Raw genomic sequence first — 18,644 nt, forward strand, 5'->3', positions numbered from 1 at the left:
CCCCTGTACCGCCCGCGGATTGTGAGACACCGATCTGAAGCCTATGCGGCCAAGGCCGCGGGTGGAAGCTGCGCGGTGCGAATGGCGGCTGGTGGTCGGAACCCGTGCCGCTCGATCAGCCACGTCTTATTGTAGAGGTCGCGAAACGCCAGCAGCGCGCGGCGCAGGTCCTCGACCGTGTCGAAGTGCTTCACCCACAGCAGGTTCTCCTTGAGCGTGCGGATGAAGCGCTCGGCGCAGCCATTTCCTTCCGGCGCTCGCACGAAGGCGGGCGAACTTGCGATACCCAGGAACGCCAGCTCCGCCTGGAAATCGTCCGACATGTACTGGCTGCCGTGATCGTGCCGGACACTCAGGCCGGAGGCGATCTCGGCCGTAAAGCCGCCGAAGCGCTGCCGCACACCCTGGCGGATCGGCTCCAGCGCCTCAAAGCGCGTGGCCCGGCGCGCCGCATGGAGGCCCACGCATTCGGCCGAGCAGTGGTCGACGGCCACGAACACCGCGACCTGCCCCTCAGCCGTCCAGGTGGTGGTCAGATCAGTGCCCCACATCGTGTCCACCCTCTCCGGGACGATGGTGCCGTCGTGGTTGCGCGGGCCGCGCGGTGTGCCGACGCGAGAGGGGGCGAGCAGATCATGGGCGCGCATCAGGCGCAGCACGCGGCGTTTGGAGGTGCGCACGCCCTTGTGGCGCAGCCGCGCCCAGACCTTGCGGTGACCCTCGCCGTGAAAGGGGCTGTCCGTGAGGGTGGCGCGGATCTGCGTGAGTAGCGCCGCATCCGGCATCGGCCCGACCGGGCCGGGACGGCGCGACGGCTCGGGCCGGGCGGGTGAGAGGTGCCGGTGGACGGTGGCGCGCGACACGCGCCAGATCCGGCACACCCGGGCCAGTCCGTAAGCTTTGCCGCTGGCAGGCGAGACGGCCCGGCTCATAGCCGCGACCTCCTGCGGGCCAAAGGGCCGGGGCCGCGCGCCTCCAGGGCAGCGATCTTGGCCTCCAGCAACTCGCGCTCGATCAGCATCTCGCCGAGCTTGGCCTTCAGTCGCCCGCTCTCCAGCGCGTCCGCATCAAGGGACCGGGTGGAGAGACTGGCCTCGCCCGCCGTCAGGAAGGCGTCGCGCCAGCCCGACAAGGTCGCGGCCGTCACGCCTAAGCTGCGCGAGACGCTCTCCAGGTCCTCGCCGCGCAGCAGCCGCAGCACCGCATCCCGCTTGCGCTGCCGGGACATGCGCCCGCCGCGACCAGGACCGACTGCGCCTGCATCTGCCTTCGTATCCGAGCTCATCGTCCTCACCCCTGTCGCGGAGACCGTCCGCTAACGGGGTGTCTCAAGCAACCGGGAGGCGGAGGACCCCAGAGGTACCAGTTGTCGACGAGAGTCCCGGTGGCCAGGATCCCGATGCCGCCGGTCAGCGTGACCAGGGTGGCGAACCAGTACAGCCAGCGATGGATCGACTCGTAAGTCGCGTTGAATCCCATGGTCCAGCGCCAGAACAGGGCCGCCCGCTCCGCCGCCGTGCCGCGATCGGTGATCTGGTGGGTCTCGCGCTCGCCGCCCAGTGGCGTCACCGCCAGGATCGTCCCGGCATGCATCGCGAACAGCATCGTCGATCCGTAGAGGAACGTGATCGAGAGCATGTGGAACGGGTTGTAGAAGATGTTGCCGTATCGGACCGAGAAGGTCGCGGTCCAATTGAGGTGCGGGATGATTCCGAACGGCACCGCCTCCGACCAGGAGCCCATGGCGATCGGGCGCAGGAAGCCGAGGACCAGGTAGAGCCAGATGGCGCTGGCGAAGCACCAGGGGATATGCGTGCCCATGCCGAGCGCCCGGGCCCGGCGGTACATCCTCACCCACCACAGCAGGATCGAGGCGGTAAGGAAGAAGCCGGCCATCAGCCACCAGCCGCCCTCGCGCAGCGGCGGGAACGGGTCGAGGCCGTACTTGGCGGGGGGCGGATCGAGAGACAGGAACGGTAGCAGGCGGATGAAGCGCACCGGGTTCCAGTCCACCGAGGCCAGCATGTTCAGGCCGATGATCTCGATGGCGATGAAGCCGCACAGCAGCGACGCTACACCGCTCGGGCCGAGATGGGTGGGCAGGACCTGCATCTCGCCGATGCGCCCGAGCCATTGCGAGTGGAAGGGCGTCCCGATCCGGCCGGGCGAGCCGATCTGCAGTTCGGGCCCGGCCTCATCGGGGCCGCGTAGCTCGATATGCGTCCACAAGGTGTGGAACTGCGGCATCCGGATGGTCTCCGAGGGGAAGTCGTGCGGTCGGTCGCGACGGGAGGTCCGGCGCGGCTAGAGTTTGCCGCCGGTGCTCCAAATCGGCAGGTTGAGGTACCAGTCCCACCAGTAGGGCCAGCCCTGGGTCCAGAACGGCCCGGAGATGAGGATGCAGACCGCGCTCCAGAGGCCTGCGTTGAGGGCGAGGAAGTAGCCGAGCCGGTGGATGCCGATCTCGCCGATCGAGTACAGGATCGTGTCGCGGAAGTAGGCGCTCTCGTACTCATCGAACTTCACCGGCTTGCCCTTGCCGGGATTGGCCGCCGCCAGGATCTCACCCGCGTGCAGGCCGAGCGCAAACGTGGTGGTGAAGAAGCACGTCACCGCGATCATGTGCGCGGGATTGTAGTGGAAGTGGAGGTGCTGGTAGCCGACGTTCGACACCCAATCGAGGTAGCTCATGATGCCGTAGGGAAAGCTGTAGCCCCAGGCGCCCAGCAGGATCGGCCGGACCACGTTCAGCGACGCGTAGGCGAAGATCGCGAACGAGAACGCGACGGGCACGTGGTAGCCCATGCCGAGCTTGCGGCAGATCTCGACCTGCCGCAGCGCCCAGGAGACGGAGGCCCCGCGGGCGCAGACCATGATGATCTGCCAGAGGCCGCCGTGCTTGGGACATAGAAGCGAACAAGCGGAGCGATCCAGATGCGAGGGACTCGCGAGGACGTGGGAACTCCGACAAGACCAGCGAGCGACACGGCCGATGCAGGAAACGCCGCAAACGCGGCAGCCTTTCTGACATCCCCGCGATCATCAGAGGCCGGATCCCGTGAATCACGCGGTTCCTGCCAGCTGTCCCGGTTTCGCATCACGCCTGACGTTCATGATCTTCAAGACGCTGAGATAGAGCAACGCGGCAGACCGGTCATCGGCGTGCTGCCGCTGGACGGAGCTGTCTATTATGCTACTTTAGTACAATAAGGTCTAATTTTGCTGAGTTCGGCCAACCCATGTTGGTGCCGTAGCCGCTTGAGGTTGCAAAAGACTAATCTTGGTTAAATGAACAACCAGAATCGGCGTGTCATTTGGTTCCTCCTCACAATCTGCTTCTGTCCTCCCTATCCTCCGAGGACTGGGCCGAGCTTGAACCTCTGCTGGAGCGTGTTCCTCTGCGACGGCGACAGGTACTGGAGGAGCCCCGCACAGACATCCAGCACGTCTATTTCGTTGAGCGCGGCCTTGCGGCCGTACAGGCGCGAACGCAAGCCGACGGTGCGCACGGCATAGGGCTCCTCGGCCGCTTCGGAATGACCGGCCTGCCGCTCGTGCTCGGACCCAAGCGATCACCCTTGCGCGTTATCGTTCAAACGGCGGGCGAGGCGTACCGGCTGAAGGCCGTAGATGCTGAGGCACTCTTCAGCAGGGACACCGCAATACGGCGCCTAGCGCTGAGCTATGTGCAGGTGCGTATGATCCATGCCGCGCATGTGGGACTGTGCAACGCCCACCACCCAGTGGAGCACCGGGTCAGGCGTTGGTTGCTGCTGGCCCAGAACCTGCTGGATGAAGACGAGATTTGCGTCAGCCACGCCACAATTGCCGGTCACCTCGGGATGCGGCGGCCCAGCGTCAGTGAGCACGTCAAGAAGCTGGAGCAGGCTGGCCTTGTGAGCCAGAAGTTTGCCTGCATCACGGTCCGGGACCGCGCCGGGTTAGAGCAGGGTGCGTGTGAGTGCCACCGGCTGGTCTGGGCGGAGTACCGCAGGTTGCAGCAGATCTAGAAGTGGACGCCCTGCCGCGTCTCGCGATGAAGGCTCAATCAGTGGTTGCGGTCGTCGCATCGCTGCCGTCTATTCTGCACGCAGCAACTCCATCGCCGTCTGCATCATGTCACGGCATCGATGGCGGTAATAGCGATCAGAACGGAACGCCTGCCTTCGATATCGCGGCCGCGATCACTTCGATGCGGGCGGTGACGCCTCCGCGACGCTCAGGAGGCTTGCGATCCGCGCAAGCACCACTCCCATAGCATCGGGTTTTCGTGAGCAATGCTCGGCGGGATTCGCGGAGACCGGTCACGAACGTGCCGGTACAGCGCTTGCAACTGAATTTGGTGACCACAGGCTCTCTCGACCAAGCCTGCCGATTCATGAGCGGGTCTATAATGTCAGGGGTGGCTTAGCCGTCCGCCGAAGACATCAGGCTACTCCCTGCGTCTGCCGCCTCGTCCGATGTCGGGTCTGCCCATGGCTGCGGTGCAGAGTTGCAATCGCCTCTGGGATGTACGTTTGAGCCGATTCCCAGATCAATTGTTCGCTGGCGGACTAATCTTGGTGGTGATCCGAGCCGTGTCACCGCGTTAGCTGCCTGGCAGAGACATGCCGGCAGAAACGCCAGTAAACCGCCCGTCCGGTGAACAAGGTACAACGGACGCGACAGACTCTGAGGATCGAGCGTGAGCATGGGAGCACGAAGGTCGCCGCGTTCCGCCGCTGAGCTTGAGGAAGGGCAACCCACCCTTTCCGATGCCATTCGTCAGCATCTCGGCCGCCTGCTTGCTTCAACCTACGAACGAGCGAGCACCGCGCCGAGTGCGCTCGTTCGCTTTGCTGATCTCCTAGGGAAGCTTGAAGACACGTTGGACGAGGCGGAACGCCGCGATGCGGCAGAGTTCCAGGCCAATCTGCTTGCCGTGGTCCCGGCTCTGCGCCGATACGCCCTCTCGCTGACCCATGATCGCGACGCCGCTGACGACCTCGTGCAGGATACGTTGATGCGGGCCTGGCGGGGACGCTCGCGCTTCCAGATCGGCACCAATTTCGAAGGGTGGACCTTCACGATCCTGCGCAACCGCTTCTACACAGCCCAGAGCAAGCTACGTGAATTTCTGGACGAGGATGGTGCACAGGCTGCGCGCCTGCCCGCTTTGCCCGAGCAGAACGGACGCTTGGATCTGGCCGACCTGCAGGCCGCGCTGGCGCAACTCTCGGCGCCGATGCGCGAGGCGCTGATACTCGTGACGATTGAGGACCTAAGCTACGAGGAGATCGCTGCTCGGATGAACTGCCGGGTGGGTACGGTGAAAAGCAGGATCTGGCGCGCCCGCGCGCAACTCGCGCGGATGCTGGGCTATGACGGTAACGAAGTTGGTAGCGACAGCGTCATGCTCTCCGCGATGGAAGCCCCAGCATGAGGCGCTGCGTCGGGGACTGGTCCAACTGCCCGCAGGCCGGCCCCACCCTGACGGTTCAGGCTGCCGCCCGGCCGATCCCAACCTGTCACGCAAAGCGTGGATGCTTCCATCTCCGCGCGGATCCGCTCCACCGATAAGGGATCGCCATGCGAGAACGCGAGCTTCGAGCGCATTGACGGCAAGCATTCGTGACGAACGCCCAAAACAGGAAAATTTCTGCTCGCCGAAGGAGGCGCAACCCGAGAACGGCCTTCGGCAGATCATCGACGACCATGTCCGCCCGCACTGATCGCCAGAATACCAGCCACCGGCGCCAGCCACCTTCCTGTATTTGGCCTTCCGGCTATCCTCGCCGCCGCCATTTTACCGCCTCTCACCCAAGCCAGTCCACAAGATCGTCTAGGTCATCGGCGGCCCAGATCTCGGGCGTACCGCTGATAGCTATCTGATAAGCCTCGCCGAAAGCGATGACTCCGACAACGGTGCCGGCGCGACCGTCAGGGCGTCGTACCATGTCAACGCGGGCGGAGGGCGAGATACCTGCTCTTGAGTGCTCCCCGCCGGCGCTCGACTCGGTAGTGATAGAGATTTTCCGTTCGCGCACTTGTCCTCGCCTTCTACAAAGGTCGGGAATCTACAATTGTGTGTAACGATCGTCCGGTATCGAAGCTCTCGTCGATCGCGAGCGAAGATGAAAAGTACAATCGGCCCCAGGCAGAAACCGGTCTGTCAGCGTACTGAGAATGCCCAACAGCTCCTGGTGCCGATGATCGATACCCATATCTGGTCTTAGTGGCTGGTTTCTAGAGCTTCTATAGCTGAGCTATATGTTGCTCTTGATCTATAAACTTGGTTGATTTCTGTGCAAATCTATCTCTCCGGCAGTCGTGCGCTCAGATGTCGTGCGATGGGAGCATTTCTGGACCGAGCGCGCGCGGTCCGCTCCGGGATTTTGCGCAGATTTGTCACAGAGGAAGGCTTAATCGCACGTGTTTACCCGACTTATGCTCTGGGTTTGACCAGAACATTGATCGTGTGCCTGGACGAACACCTTAGTAATCGTATTGGAATTCGATCATTTTCAACAGATCCCCAGTGTTTGTTCCGGGCTGCGTTGGCGAGAGCTCCTTGCGCCTTGCTGCTGCCGGACGGAATTTCGGCCGCCCGCGCAAGTCAGATTATCGAACTGCACCTCTGGAATGAGCACATCCCGCCACTTCCCGCGTCCGGCCCCAACTTGGTCTGGGGTCGTGAACTCTGCGGCCGGCTCGACCTCTCAATGAGCTTGCTCGCGGACGCGGTCCGGAGCGATCCGCACTATCGTGGCGTGGTCGCCTGTCGGGCGCGGACCAACTTTGCCGGACCAGGCTGCCCAACGGAGAGCATCACCCGCCTCATCGAGCGCTGCGGGTTTCACGATGTCGACGAGGGGCTGCCCACGATCGGCATGCAAATTCACGACGCCTGCGAGAATCTGCTCATTGCGGCCCTTGTCTGGGCGCACAACCCGCATGCCCTGTGCCGCCGAAAATTTCGCCGGGTCCGCCGGCCGGTCTGGATCTCACGCGAGGATCTACTCACGCGCTATCCGGCGAGTTAAAGCGGATGCTGCTGTTCGGGATCGCGTGCCTGCTCGACGTCGTTCTCGCCGTCGTGATCACCCGAATGCTGCTCCAGGCCAAGCGCTACCGTTCACTCGATCCGACAAATGTCGGTCCTGACTGGAGCGATTGGCCGACCATCGCGGTGATCGTACCCGCGCGCGACGAAGCAGCTTCGGTCGGTGCCTGCGTGCGCGGGCTGCTCGACCAGACCTATCCGGCCGAGCGGCTTCGCCTCGTCGTGGTCGATGACGGCTCCCAGGACGGAACGCCCGATCTCGCGCGGGCCGCAGCCGCCGAGGATCCGCGCTTTCGGATCGTCTCAGCGGGGCCGCTGCCGGCGGGCTGGACGGGAAAGGCGCACGCCCTCGCCACGGGCTTTGACCAGCTGGCCGCGTGGGGAGCCCGGCCCGACTATCTCTGCTTCGTTGATGCCGATACCGCGGCTGAGCCAGAGCTCCTGCGGGCCGCGGTCGCGCACGCGCGGATGCAGCGGATCGATATGCTCTCACTCGGACCCGCGCAGGTGCTCGGAAGCTGGGCCGAGCGGCTTGTCATGCCGTGCGGCTTCTTTCTGATCGCGGCCTCTCAGGACATCGACTGTTTCAATACACCGGAGCGTCCGGAGGCCTCAGCCAACGGCCAGTTCCTGCTGTTCCGAACGGGGGCCTATTGCGCAATCGGCGGTCACGCCGCTGTGCGGGGCGAGATCTGCGAGGACACCGCACTCGCCCGGCGCGCCAAGCATCACGGCTTGCGGTTTGCGCTGCTCGGTGCCGAACGCCTGATCCGCGTGCGCATGTACCGCGACGCGCGTGCGCTGTGGTCGGGGCTGTCGAAGAATGTAAGCGAGCTTGGCGGGGGAGCAGCCACCACGGTGGGCATTGCGGCGGCAGGGCTCGCACTCACAACCGCAATTCCCGTCTGCACCGGACTCGCGCTCTATGCCTGGTTGAATCATGCATCGGTCGTGAGCGCCCTCGCGGGCGGCTCCAGTGTCGCGGGATTCCTGGCACTTCTCGGACTGCATGCGGCCGGCACGCGTCACTTCGGCATCCCGTTCGGCTACGCGTTCTCGTTTCCTGCCGGCTATGCTGCATGCCTGTTGCTCGCCCTGAACGGCGCTCGTGTCGTTCGGTATGGTGGCGCCTCGTGGAAAGGCAGGTGCTATCCGGCAAGCCGCGCATCCGACGCGGTGTCGTCGGAGCCGATTTCCCGCGGCAGCACGGCGGAACGCACGCATGCCTGAGCGGGCCACCAACTCGGAGCGTCGCAGGCAGACCCTGACCAACCGCTACGTCCTGGCCATCCTCGTGGTGGTCCTGCTGCTCACCTATCAGCTGCGGTACGCGCTGTTACCGCTCGCGGCCGCCGCGGTCGTCGCCTACGCCGTCAGCCCGGTAATTGTTCTGTTGAATCGCCATGTGCACCTGCCGCGGCTCGCGGCCGTGCTGGTGGTCTACATCACCATCCTCGGGCTCGTCGCTGTCGTCTGCTACTGGATGGTCACGACCCTCGCCGATCGGCTGATCCATGCGGCCCAGGCCCTTCCTGGTCGGATCGGCCTCCTTGTCGAGCTGTGGGCCGGCCCCACGATCCATCTCTTCGGTGAGACCTTCCCGTCCCGTGAGGTTGGCCAGCGGGCGATCGAGAACCTTGCCGGCATTCTGGCCGAACCAAGTCACGCAGTGCTCGCTGGGAGCCTCGTCATTGCGGTCCCGACCACCCTCGTTCTGACGTTGGTGGTGCTGTTCTACTTCCTCAAATCGGGCCGCCAGCTTGCCGAAGGGGTGCTCTGGTTGGCGCCGCCGCGCTACCGACCCGACATCCGCGATCTTGCCCGACGTGTAGACCCGGTCCTGCGCCGCTACGTCGTCGGTGTTCTCCTTGTGGTGGCCTACACCGCACTGGTCGCCTGGCTCTGCCTCAACTTTGTCTTCGCGATTCCTTACGCCTTCATCCTCGCCTTCATCGTCGGTGTGCTTGAACTGGTGCCTGTCATCGGGCCCGCGGCATCGATGAGCCTCCTCGGGGGAGCGGCGCTCCTGCACGGGCATGGGCTCTGGCACATCATCGGGCTGGGCCTGTTCGCGATCGCCCTGCGCGTGTCCATCGACGAGCTCGTCGGGCCGCTCCTTCTGGGCAAAGCCGTCACTCTGCACCCGGTTGTGATCATCTTCGCCTTCCTGACCGGGGCAACTCTATTCGGCGTGTTGGGGGTTCTGCTCGCCGTGCCGGTCGCCTCTGCGATCAAGATCGTGCTTGCGGCTTGGTACAGCGAGGAGGGCGGAGCATGACTTCAGCCAAGCAACGACGCCCATTGGCGCGTCAGGCCGTCCTCGCAGCCCGGATCGGCGCGACACTCGGTATAGCCGCGTCTGCTTACCTCGTCTGGTGCTTGCACGTGGCGGTGCTTTTGGCTTTTGCCGCGGTGCTTCTGGCGATGCTGCTGCGCCTCTTGGCGCGTCCGCTCGACCGGTTCACGCCGCTGGCCTACAGCCTCTGCCTCGCGCTCGCCGGGATGCTGATCCTCGCGTTGCTGGCCTGGACAGTGTTCCTGTTTGGAACCCAGGCCTGGAGCGAGTTCGACACGCTTCTGAGCCGTATCCAGCAGGGCAGTGAGGCCATCCGGGAACACTTGAGCGGCAGCGGCATCGGCCGCGCGCTCCTCGCTCAGTTCGATCACGCCGCCAGCATGATGGGCGCCATGGTCCAAGAAGCTCTCGCCAGCGGTATCTCAGCACTGGAGGCGATCGTGGTGATCGGGTTCTCGGCCGCCTATCTCGCCGCACAGCCAGCTCTGTATCGCGACGGCACTCTCCTTCTGGTCCCGCACCGGCACCGGCATCAGGCGGCCGAAACTCTCGAATGTGTCGGCCACGCTGTTCGACTTTGGCTCGTCGGCCAGCTGATCGAGATGGCCATCATCGGTGCCCTCACAGCCGGCGCGACTTGGCTGATCGGGCTTCCGACGCCGCTCGCACTCGGGCTGATCGCCGGCATCACCGAGTTCGTGCCCTATCTCGGCCCGATCGTAGCCGCCGTTCCCGCACTCCTTGCGGCCGTCTCACAGGGACCAGGATTGGTGCTTTGGACACTTGGCAGTTATCTCGCCATTCACCTGTTTGAGGGCAATGTATTGATGCCGCTGCTCCAGCGCTGGCTGGTGAGCGTGCCGCCGGCGCTGATGCTGCTCGGTATGACGGCGTTCGGGCTTCTGTTCGGGGTTCTTGGTGTGATCCTGGCCGCACCCATGGTGGTGGCGCTGTTCACGGCGGTCCGCAAACTCTACGTCAAGGGCACGTTAGGTAAAGACTCGCAGGATGGCGAACAGGGCCGTGTAGCTTCAGCGGATCTGGGTAGCTCGACGCATGAGGTACCGCGATCCCGGCAGGCAAACAGGCGAGCGATGCCGCCCGTTCGCGCACTCACGCTCGCTCACGTAATAGTCGTTCTGCTCGCCGTGATAGTCGTCGGCGGGAGGGTGATCGAGTGGGTCGGGGGCAGGGTACCCTGGCCGCACGGGTTCGAGCTTCCCGCCTCGCTCTCGGGTCTCACGCTGGTTTACCTATTCGCCCTGCGTCACCGTGTCAGTGCAAGTCACGCGCCGATACGCGCCCATCCGCTGCCCGGGCGGGCCGGGCCGCAGGCTGCGAGGCCGTCATCTTCGAAGCCGAGGGACCCGAAGTCTGTGCCGGAGCTTGCGTGGCTCAGGGGTGTCGAAATGGCAGCCAAGCGGTTCCGCGCCTTCTCTTGGAAAGGGGGGCTGCCATGAGGCTGCGGCACCGGATCCTGCTCCATTTGCGTCAGCGCTTCCAAGAGGCGCCACCATCCCTGCGCCTCGTGTTCTGGGATGGAGACCGCTTTGATTTCGCCCAGAACCCGGCCGTCACCCTGACCATCGCGATGCCGCAGGTGATCCGGCATCTCGCCACGGGCAATATGAGCCGTCTCGGAGATGCCTACGTGCGAGGCGGCATCCGCGTCGATGGCACGGCGCGCGACATCATCAGCGTCGGGGTGGCGCTCGCTGATCGGATCGGGCGTTCCTCGACGCTGGCACGACTCGCCCCGCTGCTTGCGCGTCTGCCCGGCCGGCACACGCGCCGACGCGACGCGGTCGCGATCAGTTACCACTATGACGTCTCGAACGACTTCTACGCGCTCTGGCTCGATCGCGAGATGATCTACTCTTGCGCCTACTTCGTCGACGGCGGAGAGGACATCGACACTGCGCAGAGGCAGAAGCTCGACCACATCTGCCGCAAGCTGCGTCTCAAGCCGGGTGAGCGCCTCCTCGACATCGGTTGCGGCTGGGGTGGGCTCCTGCGTCACGCGGCCAAACACTACGGCGTCGGCGGCGTCGGCATCACGCTCAGTCGCCGCCAATATGGTTATGCGCGGGCGCGGATCGCGGCCGAGAGGCTGTCCGACAGCATCGAGATCCGGCAGATCGACTACCGCGACCTCGACGAGCCGGAGGGGTTCGACAAGGTGGTCTCGGTCGGCATGTACGAGCATGTGGGCCTGGGGCAGTTGCGCACCTACTTCGGAACGGTTCAGCGGCTGCTGAAACCCGGCGGATTGTTCCTGAATCACGGCATCACCAACGGTGACCCGGTCGGCGGAGCCGGAGGGCTGGCCGGCGGAGACTTCATCGAGCGCTACGTTTTTCCCGGGGGCGAGGTGCCTCATCTTGCGCGGGCGATTCAGGAAATTGCGGCTGCCGGGTTGGAGGTGGCCGACATCGAGGACCTCCGCCCTCACTATGCGCGGACCCTGCGGCTCTGGGGCCAGCGTCTTGAACGAGTGGCCGCGGCCGCGGAGGCTGCAGCCGGCGAGGAGAACTACCGGATCTGGAGAATCTACATGGCGGGGATGGGCTACGCGTTCGACCGCGGCTGGTATTCGGTTGCGCAGACTGTCGCTTACAGGCCGGTTGCCGCGAGTCCCGCCCCTCGACCGTGGACGCGCGACCACGTCTACGGCGGAGCGAGCGTGGCTGACTGCACGTCAGACTGGATCTGAGCTACCGAACACCGATCCGGGACTACCTCCCAGCAGTACTAGCCGGGACAAACCCCGGGGGCGAAGGGTCACGACGTGCAGAGGGCCGTATTTGGTACGCGCACGTACACATCCCAAGCAGCTCCCTCTAGAAAGCCTATACCTTCATATAAATTTGTCCAATAACATGGTGTCTGACGTCGTGATCTGTTTGAAAATCATGTTCTTAGTAGACTCTATGGTGTACAATTGTGTTGAAAAACGCGCGCATTTAACCGGAATGATTGTAATGTCAGAACTCTGGAGAGCAAAATGCGGTACGCTATATTGCCTGACTTAATACTCGGCCTGATCTGTTCAGGACCTTCCTTTGCGCCCAACGATCAGACGCAGGCAGCGGCGCCGAGCCAGCAGTCGAGTGCCAGCTCGGCTGGCCGGCAGCATTCCCTTGTGCCGGTTCAGAAGTTGAAGCAAGATCTCCAGAACGCCGGCTTCACCGACGTGGCAATCTTGAACGACGCCTTCGTGAAGGCGAAGATGAAAAGCGGTGACCCCGTCGTCATGACGATCGGGCCCGGCGGCTTCGACATGATCGAGGCTGTTTGGCCAGGCGATGTCAACACGACCGGGGCGACGGGATCTGGCGCAGGTAAGCCTAACAGCTCCAGTTCGCAGTCAGGTACCGATCATTGGAGCGCACGTCGCCAAAGCGGACGCCGGTTCGGCGCAGGCGAGCGCGTCAGATCAACACCTTAGAGCCGCTTGCGATGGCAACGCGATCGGGAACGGCTCTAAGCGGGTCACCCGACTTGAGGCCGCAAGTGACGCCATCAGGCGGAAATAACCTCTTCGAGTTCGGAAGAGCGGGGAGGCCGGCCCACCCGCCTTCTTACCAAAATCCCATTATCGCCCTGCGAACGGCGGATCGCATCCGCGCAATGGCCAATCGTGGGGATCTCTCCGGCCTGTCGACCACCCAGCCCAGGCGAGCCGTCGCATGAGTAAGCCCATTGAGGATTATGGCCTGATCGGCGATGGCGAGACAGCAGCACTCGTCGCCCGGGACGGCTCGGTCGATTGGCTGTGCTGGCCACGCTTCGACTCGGATGCCTGCTTTGCGGCTCTCCTCGGAAGAAGCGAGCATGGCTGCTGGAAGCTCGGCCCTTGTGGAACGGCGCAGGTCCAGCGCCGGTACCAGACTGACACCCTCGTACTGGAAACTGACTTCCACACGGAAGACGGCGCTGTCCGGGTTACAGATTTCATGCCGATTCGCGATGGTGCATCCGTCTTGGTCCGGCTCGTCACCGGCCTGCGCGGAACGGTGCGGCTGCGGACCACCCTGAACCTGCGCTTCGATTTCGGCTCGCTCTCCCCCTGGCTCGAACGACAGGGCAGGCGCGCGCTGGCCCGGGTTGGGCCGGATCTCGTCGTCCTTCACGCGCCGGTGCCACTCGGTGGCAGCGATCCGGTGATCGAGGCGGAGTTCGAGGTGAGCGCGGGCGACGAACTCCCGTTCGTGCTGATGTACGGCGCCTCCGCCGAGCCCGCTCCGGCCAACATCGATGTTCACGCAGCGCTGACCAGGACACAGACCTACTGGCGCGACTGGATCGGTCGGTTCGAGAGGCCGACCTCCTGGTCGGAGGCGGTGCGCCGCTCGCTCCTGACGCTGAAGGCGCTGATCTATCAGCCGACCGGCGGCATCGTCGCTGCTCCGACGACCTCGCTTCCCGAGGCGCCCGCAGGTGCGCTGAACTGGGATTACCGCTTCAGCTGGCTCCGGGACTCCACCTTCACCTTGTCGGCCCTGCTCAACGCCGGCTTTGAGCAGGAGGCAGAGGCCTGGCGCGACTGGCTTCTGCGCGCGGTCGCGGGCGATCCGGACAAGATGCGGATCATGTACCGCATCGACGGCAGCCGCCGCCTGGAGGAATGGACCGTTCCGTGGCTGTCAGGCTACCGCTGGGCCGCCCCTGTTCGCGTTGGGAACGCGGCGGCCGGTCAGCGCCAGCTCGACATCTACGGGGAGGTGCTCGACACGCTCCACCTCGCCGCCAAAGCCGGCATGGAGCGGCCGGACCACGGATTGAAAGTCGAAGACGCCATCGTGCGCCATGTCGCGGCTGCCTGGCGTGATCCCGATCAGGGTCTGTGGGAGGCACGCGGTGAACCCCGGCACTACGTGTACTCGAAGGTCATGTGCTGGGTCGCCGTTGACCGCTTTGTCGACAGCCGAACCCAGATGGCCAACGCCAATCCGACGATGCTGGCGCGCATGGCAGACTTGCGCGACAGCATGCACGCGGAGATCTGCCACGCCGGCTACGATGCCGGTCTTGGGACTTTCGTCGACTACTTCGGCGGCCAGGAGCTCGACGCGAGCCTTCTCCTTCTACCGCTTGTGGGCTTTCTGCCGGTCGACGACGAGCGGATCGCCCGCACCATCGCGGCGATCGAGCGGGAACTCGTCGAGGAGGGACTGGTCAGGCGTTGGAAGGCCCGCGGGCCCGACCCGGAGGGGACGTTTCTCGCCTGTAGCTGCTGGCTTGCAGACTGCCAACTGATGCAAGGGAGACGTGAAGCGGCGCGCTACACGTTCGAGCGCGTGCTGTCGGTCCGGAACGATCTCGGTCTGCTGGCCGAGGAGTACAACGTCCCGGGTCGCCATCTCTCGGGCAATTTCCCGCAGGCGTTGAGCCATCTCGCCCTGGTCCAGACCGCCCTTCATCTTTCGGGATCGGTGTGGAGACGCGGCGGAACCGAAGTCGACGGTCCGTGCGACCGTTGAATCCGCAGCATTAACAGGATCGTGTGCGCTGGGCGCCCGAAAAAGGCGCACAGCGCGAGTGGGCCCTACGCGGGCCGAGCCGGCTTGACGGTGGGCCAGAGCCTCCGGGCGGCATCGGCTCGCGCCGTTCGACGGGCACCGACACGGCGGTCACGGGACGGTCGTTTGGATGGTCCGTTCGCGTACAGATCCTCGACTTGCACTCGTGAACTTGCCCGCAGGGTTCCGCTTTCTGTGCGTGTAGTGATGCCGGATGGCGAGATGGCTGAAACATACGATCTGATCGTGATCGGGAGCGGACCCGGCGGAGCCTCGCTGGCACACCGCTTGGCCCCGACCGGCAAGCAGATCCTGATCTTGGAACGCGGCGGCTACCTTCCGCGCGAAGAAGCAAACTGGAGCGCCGAGGCCGTCTTCGTGGACGGGCGCTACCAGGCTCACGAGACATGGACGAGCAGAAACGGCCAAACCTTCAGCCCAGCGCTCCACTATTACGTCGGCGGCAACTCGAAGGTTTACGGAGCCGCACTGTTCCGCCTGCGAGAACGCGACTTCGACGAGGTCGTTCACAAGGCCGGCATCTCGCCGGCCTGGCCGCTGAAATACGACGCGTTCGCGCCCTACTACGACCAAGCCGAGGCGCTCTTCCACGTCCACGGCCGTCGTGGTGAGGATCCGCTCGAGCCGCCGATGGCCTCACCGTATCCGTTTGCGCCAGTGAAGCACGAGCCCAAGATCCAGGAGCTGTCGGATCGGCTCACCGGGATCGGTCTTCATCCCTTTCACCTGCCGCTCGGTATCCGTCTCGATCAGAAGGAAGACGGTTTCGCGACGCCAACCAGCGTGTGCATGAGGTGCTCCTACTTCGACGGCTTTCCCTGTCTGCTGAACGGCAAGGCGGATGCGCAGGTCATGTGCATCGATCCGATGCTGGCCGTGCACGACAACGTCACTCTCCTGGCCGAGGCGTATGTTTCCCGCCTCGAGACCGATGCCAGCGGACGGCGGGTAGAAGCGGTTCACGTCACGCGCCACGGACAAGAGGAGATCTACAGGGCCGGGACCGTGGTGGTGGCTTGCGGATCGCTGTCCTCGGCGCTGCTCCTGCTTCGCTCCGCCAACGCGAAGCACCCGAACGGCCTTGCCAACGGCTCGGATCAGGTCGGCCGCAACTACATGCGTCACGACATGTCAGTCGTGATGGCCGTAATGAAGGAAGCAAACGAGACCGTCTTTCAGAAGACGCTCGCCTTCAGCGACTTCTACTTCGGCAGCGATGACTGGGATTACCCGCTCGGTCTGGTCCAGATGTGCGCGACAAGCCATGCCAGCCAGATAAAGGGCGAGGCCCTGTCGACCTCGCTCGAATGGTTGCCCGACATGCCTTTCGACAAGCTTGCGAGCCATTCGATGGACTTCTGGCTCCAGAGTGAGGACCTGCCAAGCCCCGACAATCGCGTCTACTACAAGGACGGCAAGGTTCATCTCGATCTTGTCGAAACGAATCCGGAAGCGTTGAGGCGCCTGAAGGCGAAGCTGGAGGAGGTGCTCACCAAGATCGGCTGGCCAGCTGTTCTGCTCGAACGATCCCTTTACCTCGGCAAGAACATTCCCTTGTCCGGAACGGCTCATCAGGCCGGTACTTGCCGGTTCGGAACCGATCCGAAGACCTCCGTGCTCAATCTAGACTGCCGCGCCCACGAGATCGAAAATCTCTACGTGACGGATGCCAGCTTCTTTCCGTCCATCGGTGCGGTCAATCCCACACTCACCATCATCGCCAATGCGTTACGAGTCGCCGACATCTTGAAGGAACGGTTGTGAGCGGGCCAGCTTTCATCGCCCTCCTAGTGCGATGTGGCATGGTTCTCGTGTTCCTGCCCTTCAGCGCGCTCGATAAGGTGGTCAATTTCGGCAATGCGCTGAAGCAGGCCGAGACCGTGTTCCGGGCCCGGGCCCTCGCAGCGGCGGTTCTGCTGACCGGGTTGGCTGTTGAGGTCTTCTGTTCATTCGGCGTGGTGACCGGGGTGGCCGACAGGGCCTGCGCGGTCGTGATCGCGGGCTACTGCGCTGCCACCGCGATCCTCTTCAAGCGGTTCTGGGCGGCCGGCGATTTCTGGTCGGATCCGAACGGGAAGGGGCGGACCTTGTTCTGGGATTTTCTCAAGAACCTCTCGCTCGGCGCCGGTTTCCTTCTGCTGGCCGTGGGCCCGAACGGCACCGGCCTGGAAGCGTTCGTGCACCAACCCTTAGGCTCCACTCACCCGTTCGGCGGCCACCCATGAGCCATCGCACCCCCGGGGTACTGATCCGTCCGTCCCGCGGCGTTTCGAGCAAAGCGCCCGAGCACTTCTGCCGGCCTTTCGGGTCTGGCGGCCTAAACCGAACATGTTGGCCCGTTTGCCGGCCTGGCAAAGCATTGATGTCTCTGCAACCGGAGCGGTTGCGAGCGTCGGATTTGTACCACTGGTCTGAAGAGTTGTGCGTGAAAGGAGGCCTGAATGTCGGATGATCCATCCTTGCTTCCGGGGCGCCTTCTGCGGCGACCGGGTCCTCCCGAGCCGGTCCGAGGCTTCAGCGGCGTGGAGGTGCATAACGCGCGCATGGAAGGCGTCCTGTCGACAGGCGCCGAGTTGCTGATCCTGCACCAGTTCACGCTGCATGGTGAGGGCACAGTGTGGGATACGCCGCGCAACCGCTTGGTCTGGTCCGACGTACCCAACCGACGGTTGCTCGCCTGGTACACCGATGGCCGTGTCGAGGTGGCCATCGACAACACGCAGTTCATAAACGGCAATGCTCTGCACGGCGAGAGTTGCCTCGTCCACTGCGAGCATGGCCGACGTTGCATCAGCCGCTCCGTCGACGACCGCGATCCTGAGCCGATCGTCACGCATTACGAAGGCAAGCGCCTGAACTCGCCAAACGACGTCACCGTGGCGGCTGACGGCGCGATCTGGTTCACGGACCCGACCTTCGGGATTCTGATGCCCAACCAGGGCAGCCTCGTTGACCCGGCGCTCGACCATCGCAGCGTCTATCGGTTCGATCCGCGCAGCGGAGCCCTCGACCGCATGGCGGATTTCGAGCAACCGAACGGCCTGTTCTTCTCTCCTGACGGTCGCACGCTCTACGTCTCCGACACGGCGCGCTCGCTGGGCGAGATCATCGGCGGTCACCAGCGGGACACCCACGAGATTCAGGTATTCGATGTCGGGACAGATGGAGCGCTCACGAACAGGCGCCTGTTCTGCCGGACCGACTATGGTTACCCGGACGGCTTCGCTGTTGACCGGCGCGGCTGGATATGGACCACCGCCGGCGACGGTATTCACGTCTATGCAACCGATGGCGTCAGGCTTGGCTTCTTCCCCACGCCCGCCACGCCCTCGAACTGCGCCTTCGGCGGGGTTGGCATGCGCCGCCTTTTCATTGCTGCCACCACCTTTCTGCTCGCGATCGATTTGGCAGCGTAGAGCGCCAACCGGCAGACGGCGGGAATGTGAGCCCATACAATTCGCCGCCGTGGTTTGCGCTCTTCCAAGCTTGAACTTGAAAGCGGAGCTTCGCGCAACGTGCGCGGAGGATCTGCGGGCGAGCCCGGCAGGTCGGCTGGATGAGGTCGGCACGAGGCTCGCTGTGACGGGAGCGCTGGCCCGGCTCGCACCGAAGCGCCCGGTGACTCGCCGGCAGCTTGCTCCTGCTGACACCGCGGACGTCACGCGCTGGCGCAGATCGACGGACAGGGGCGTGGCCACGGCCGTGTTGCCCCGTCAACATCCAACCGTTCCGTACGGCCACCGATCGGATGAGCTGCGCCCCA

General features: G+C 64.2%; 15 protein-coding genes and 1 pseudogene. 12 read left to right on the forward strand and 4 right to left on the reverse strand.

Going from position 1 to position 18,644, the window contains the following annotated elements; genetic code table 11:
- Positions 1 to 41 precede the first annotated feature (41 nt).
- From ACYCO6_RS04435 to pufL, 3 genes are all read right to left on the reverse strand, one after another.
- Positions 42 to 1,285, reverse strand: a protein-coding gene (locus tag ACYCO6_RS04435; RefSeq protein ID WP_459761871.1) for an IS3 family transposase whose coding sequence is annotated in 2 segments (ribosomal slippage) — positions 42 to 961 and positions 961 to 1,285 — 1,245 coding nt in all. Because the reading frame shifts where the segments join, the coding sequence is not laid out codon by codon here.
- Between the two features lie 5 nt (positions 1,286 to 1,290).
- Positions 1,291 to 2,247 (reverse strand): photosynthetic reaction center subunit M, encoded by a 957-nt coding sequence (gene pufM / locus ACYCO6_RS04440; RefSeq protein WP_459769671.1) that lies wholly within the window; start codon positions 2,245 to 2,247, stop codon positions 1,291 to 1,293.
- A gap of 57 nt (positions 2,248 to 2,304) precedes the next feature.
- Positions 2,305 to 2,934 (reverse strand): photosynthetic reaction center subunit L, encoded by a 630-nt coding sequence (gene pufL, locus ACYCO6_RS04445; protein ID WP_459773428.1) that lies wholly within the window; start codon positions 2,932 to 2,934, stop codon positions 2,305 to 2,307.
- A 602-nt stretch (positions 2,935 to 3,536) separates the two neighbouring features.
- On the opposite strand from pufL, the gene ACYCO6_RS04450 reads away from it, so the two are divergent.
- The 12 genes from ACYCO6_RS04450 (at position 3,537) to ACYCO6_RS04505 (ending at position 18,297) form a co-directional block, all read left to right on the forward strand.
- Positions 3,537 to 4,010 (forward strand): Crp/Fnr family transcriptional regulator, encoded by a 474-nt coding sequence (locus ACYCO6_RS04450; protein ID WP_459769674.1) that lies wholly within the window; start codon positions 3,537 to 3,539, stop codon positions 4,008 to 4,010.
- Positions 4,011 to 4,690: 680 nt separating this feature from the next.
- Entirely contained in the window at positions 4,691 to 5,422 is a 732-nt protein-coding gene (locus ACYCO6_RS04455; protein WP_459773430.1) for a sigma-70 family RNA polymerase sigma factor, read from the forward strand.
- A 1,135-nt stretch (positions 5,423 to 6,557) separates the two neighbouring features.
- Entirely contained in the window at positions 6,558 to 7,022 is a 465-nt protein-coding gene (locus ACYCO6_RS04460) for a hypothetical protein (RefSeq protein ID WP_459769675.1), read from the forward strand.
- A gap of 5 nt (positions 7,023 to 7,027) precedes the next feature.
- A complete protein-coding gene (locus ACYCO6_RS04465; RefSeq protein ID WP_459769678.1) occupies positions 7,028 to 8,272 on the forward strand; it encodes a glycosyltransferase family 2 protein in 1,245 nt (414 codons plus the stop codon).
- Positions 8,265 to 9,320, forward strand: a complete 1,056-nt coding sequence (locus ACYCO6_RS04470; protein ID WP_459769680.1) for an AI-2E family transporter — start codon at positions 8,265 to 8,267, stop codon at positions 9,318 to 9,320. The genes ACYCO6_RS04465 and ACYCO6_RS04470 overlap by 8 nt, the downstream gene beginning before the upstream one ends.
- Complete coding sequence (locus tag ACYCO6_RS04475) at positions 9,317 to 10,798, forward strand: AI-2E family transporter (protein WP_459769682.1); 1,482 nt, start codon at positions 9,317 to 9,319, stop codon at positions 10,796 to 10,798. Before ACYCO6_RS04470 ends, ACYCO6_RS04475 begins: the two co-directional genes overlap by 4 nt.
- On the forward strand, positions 10,795 to 12,051 hold the full coding sequence (locus ACYCO6_RS04480) for a class I SAM-dependent methyltransferase (RefSeq protein ID WP_459769684.1): 1,257 nt from the start codon (positions 10,795 to 10,797) through the stop codon (positions 12,049 to 12,051). The genes ACYCO6_RS04475 and ACYCO6_RS04480 overlap by 4 nt, the downstream gene beginning before the upstream one ends.
- 291 nt (positions 12,052 to 12,342) lie before the next feature.
- Positions 12,343 to 12,786, forward strand: coding sequence for a hypothetical protein (locus tag ACYCO6_RS04485; RefSeq protein WP_459769686.1), 444 nt, complete (start codon positions 12,343 to 12,345; stop codon positions 12,784 to 12,786).
- Between the two features lie 241 nt (positions 12,787 to 13,027).
- A complete protein-coding gene (locus tag ACYCO6_RS04490) occupies positions 13,028 to 14,821 on the forward strand; it encodes a glycoside hydrolase family 15 protein (RefSeq protein ID WP_459769689.1) in 1,794 nt (597 codons plus the stop codon).
- 261 nt (positions 14,822 to 15,082) lie between these two features.
- Positions 15,083 to 16,645 carry a GMC oxidoreductase gene (locus ACYCO6_RS04495; RefSeq protein ID WP_459769691.1) on the forward strand — a complete coding sequence of 521 codons (1,563 nt, stop codon included), beginning with the start codon at positions 15,083 to 15,085 and terminating at the stop codon, positions 16,643 to 16,645.
- A gap of 38 nt (positions 16,646 to 16,683) precedes the next feature.
- Positions 16,684 to 17,106, forward strand: a complete 423-nt coding sequence (locus ACYCO6_RS04500; protein WP_459769693.1) for a DoxX family protein — start codon at positions 16,684 to 16,686, stop codon at positions 17,104 to 17,106.
- A gap of 318 nt (positions 17,107 to 17,424) precedes the next feature.
- Complete coding sequence (locus ACYCO6_RS04505; protein ID WP_459769695.1) at positions 17,425 to 18,297, forward strand: SMP-30/gluconolactonase/LRE family protein; 873 nt, start codon at positions 17,425 to 17,427, stop codon at positions 18,295 to 18,297.
- Between the two features lie 174 nt (positions 18,298 to 18,471).
- On the opposite strand, the pseudogene ACYCO6_RS04510 reads toward ACYCO6_RS04505, so the two are convergent.
- Positions 18,472 to 18,579 (reverse strand): annotated as a pseudogene (locus ACYCO6_RS04510) (IS630 family transposase); the annotation flags it as partial.
- Between the last annotated feature and the right edge of the window lie 65 nt (positions 18,580 to 18,644).

The sequence above is a fragment of the Methylobacterium sp. CM6257 genome, from assembly GCF_054611515.1.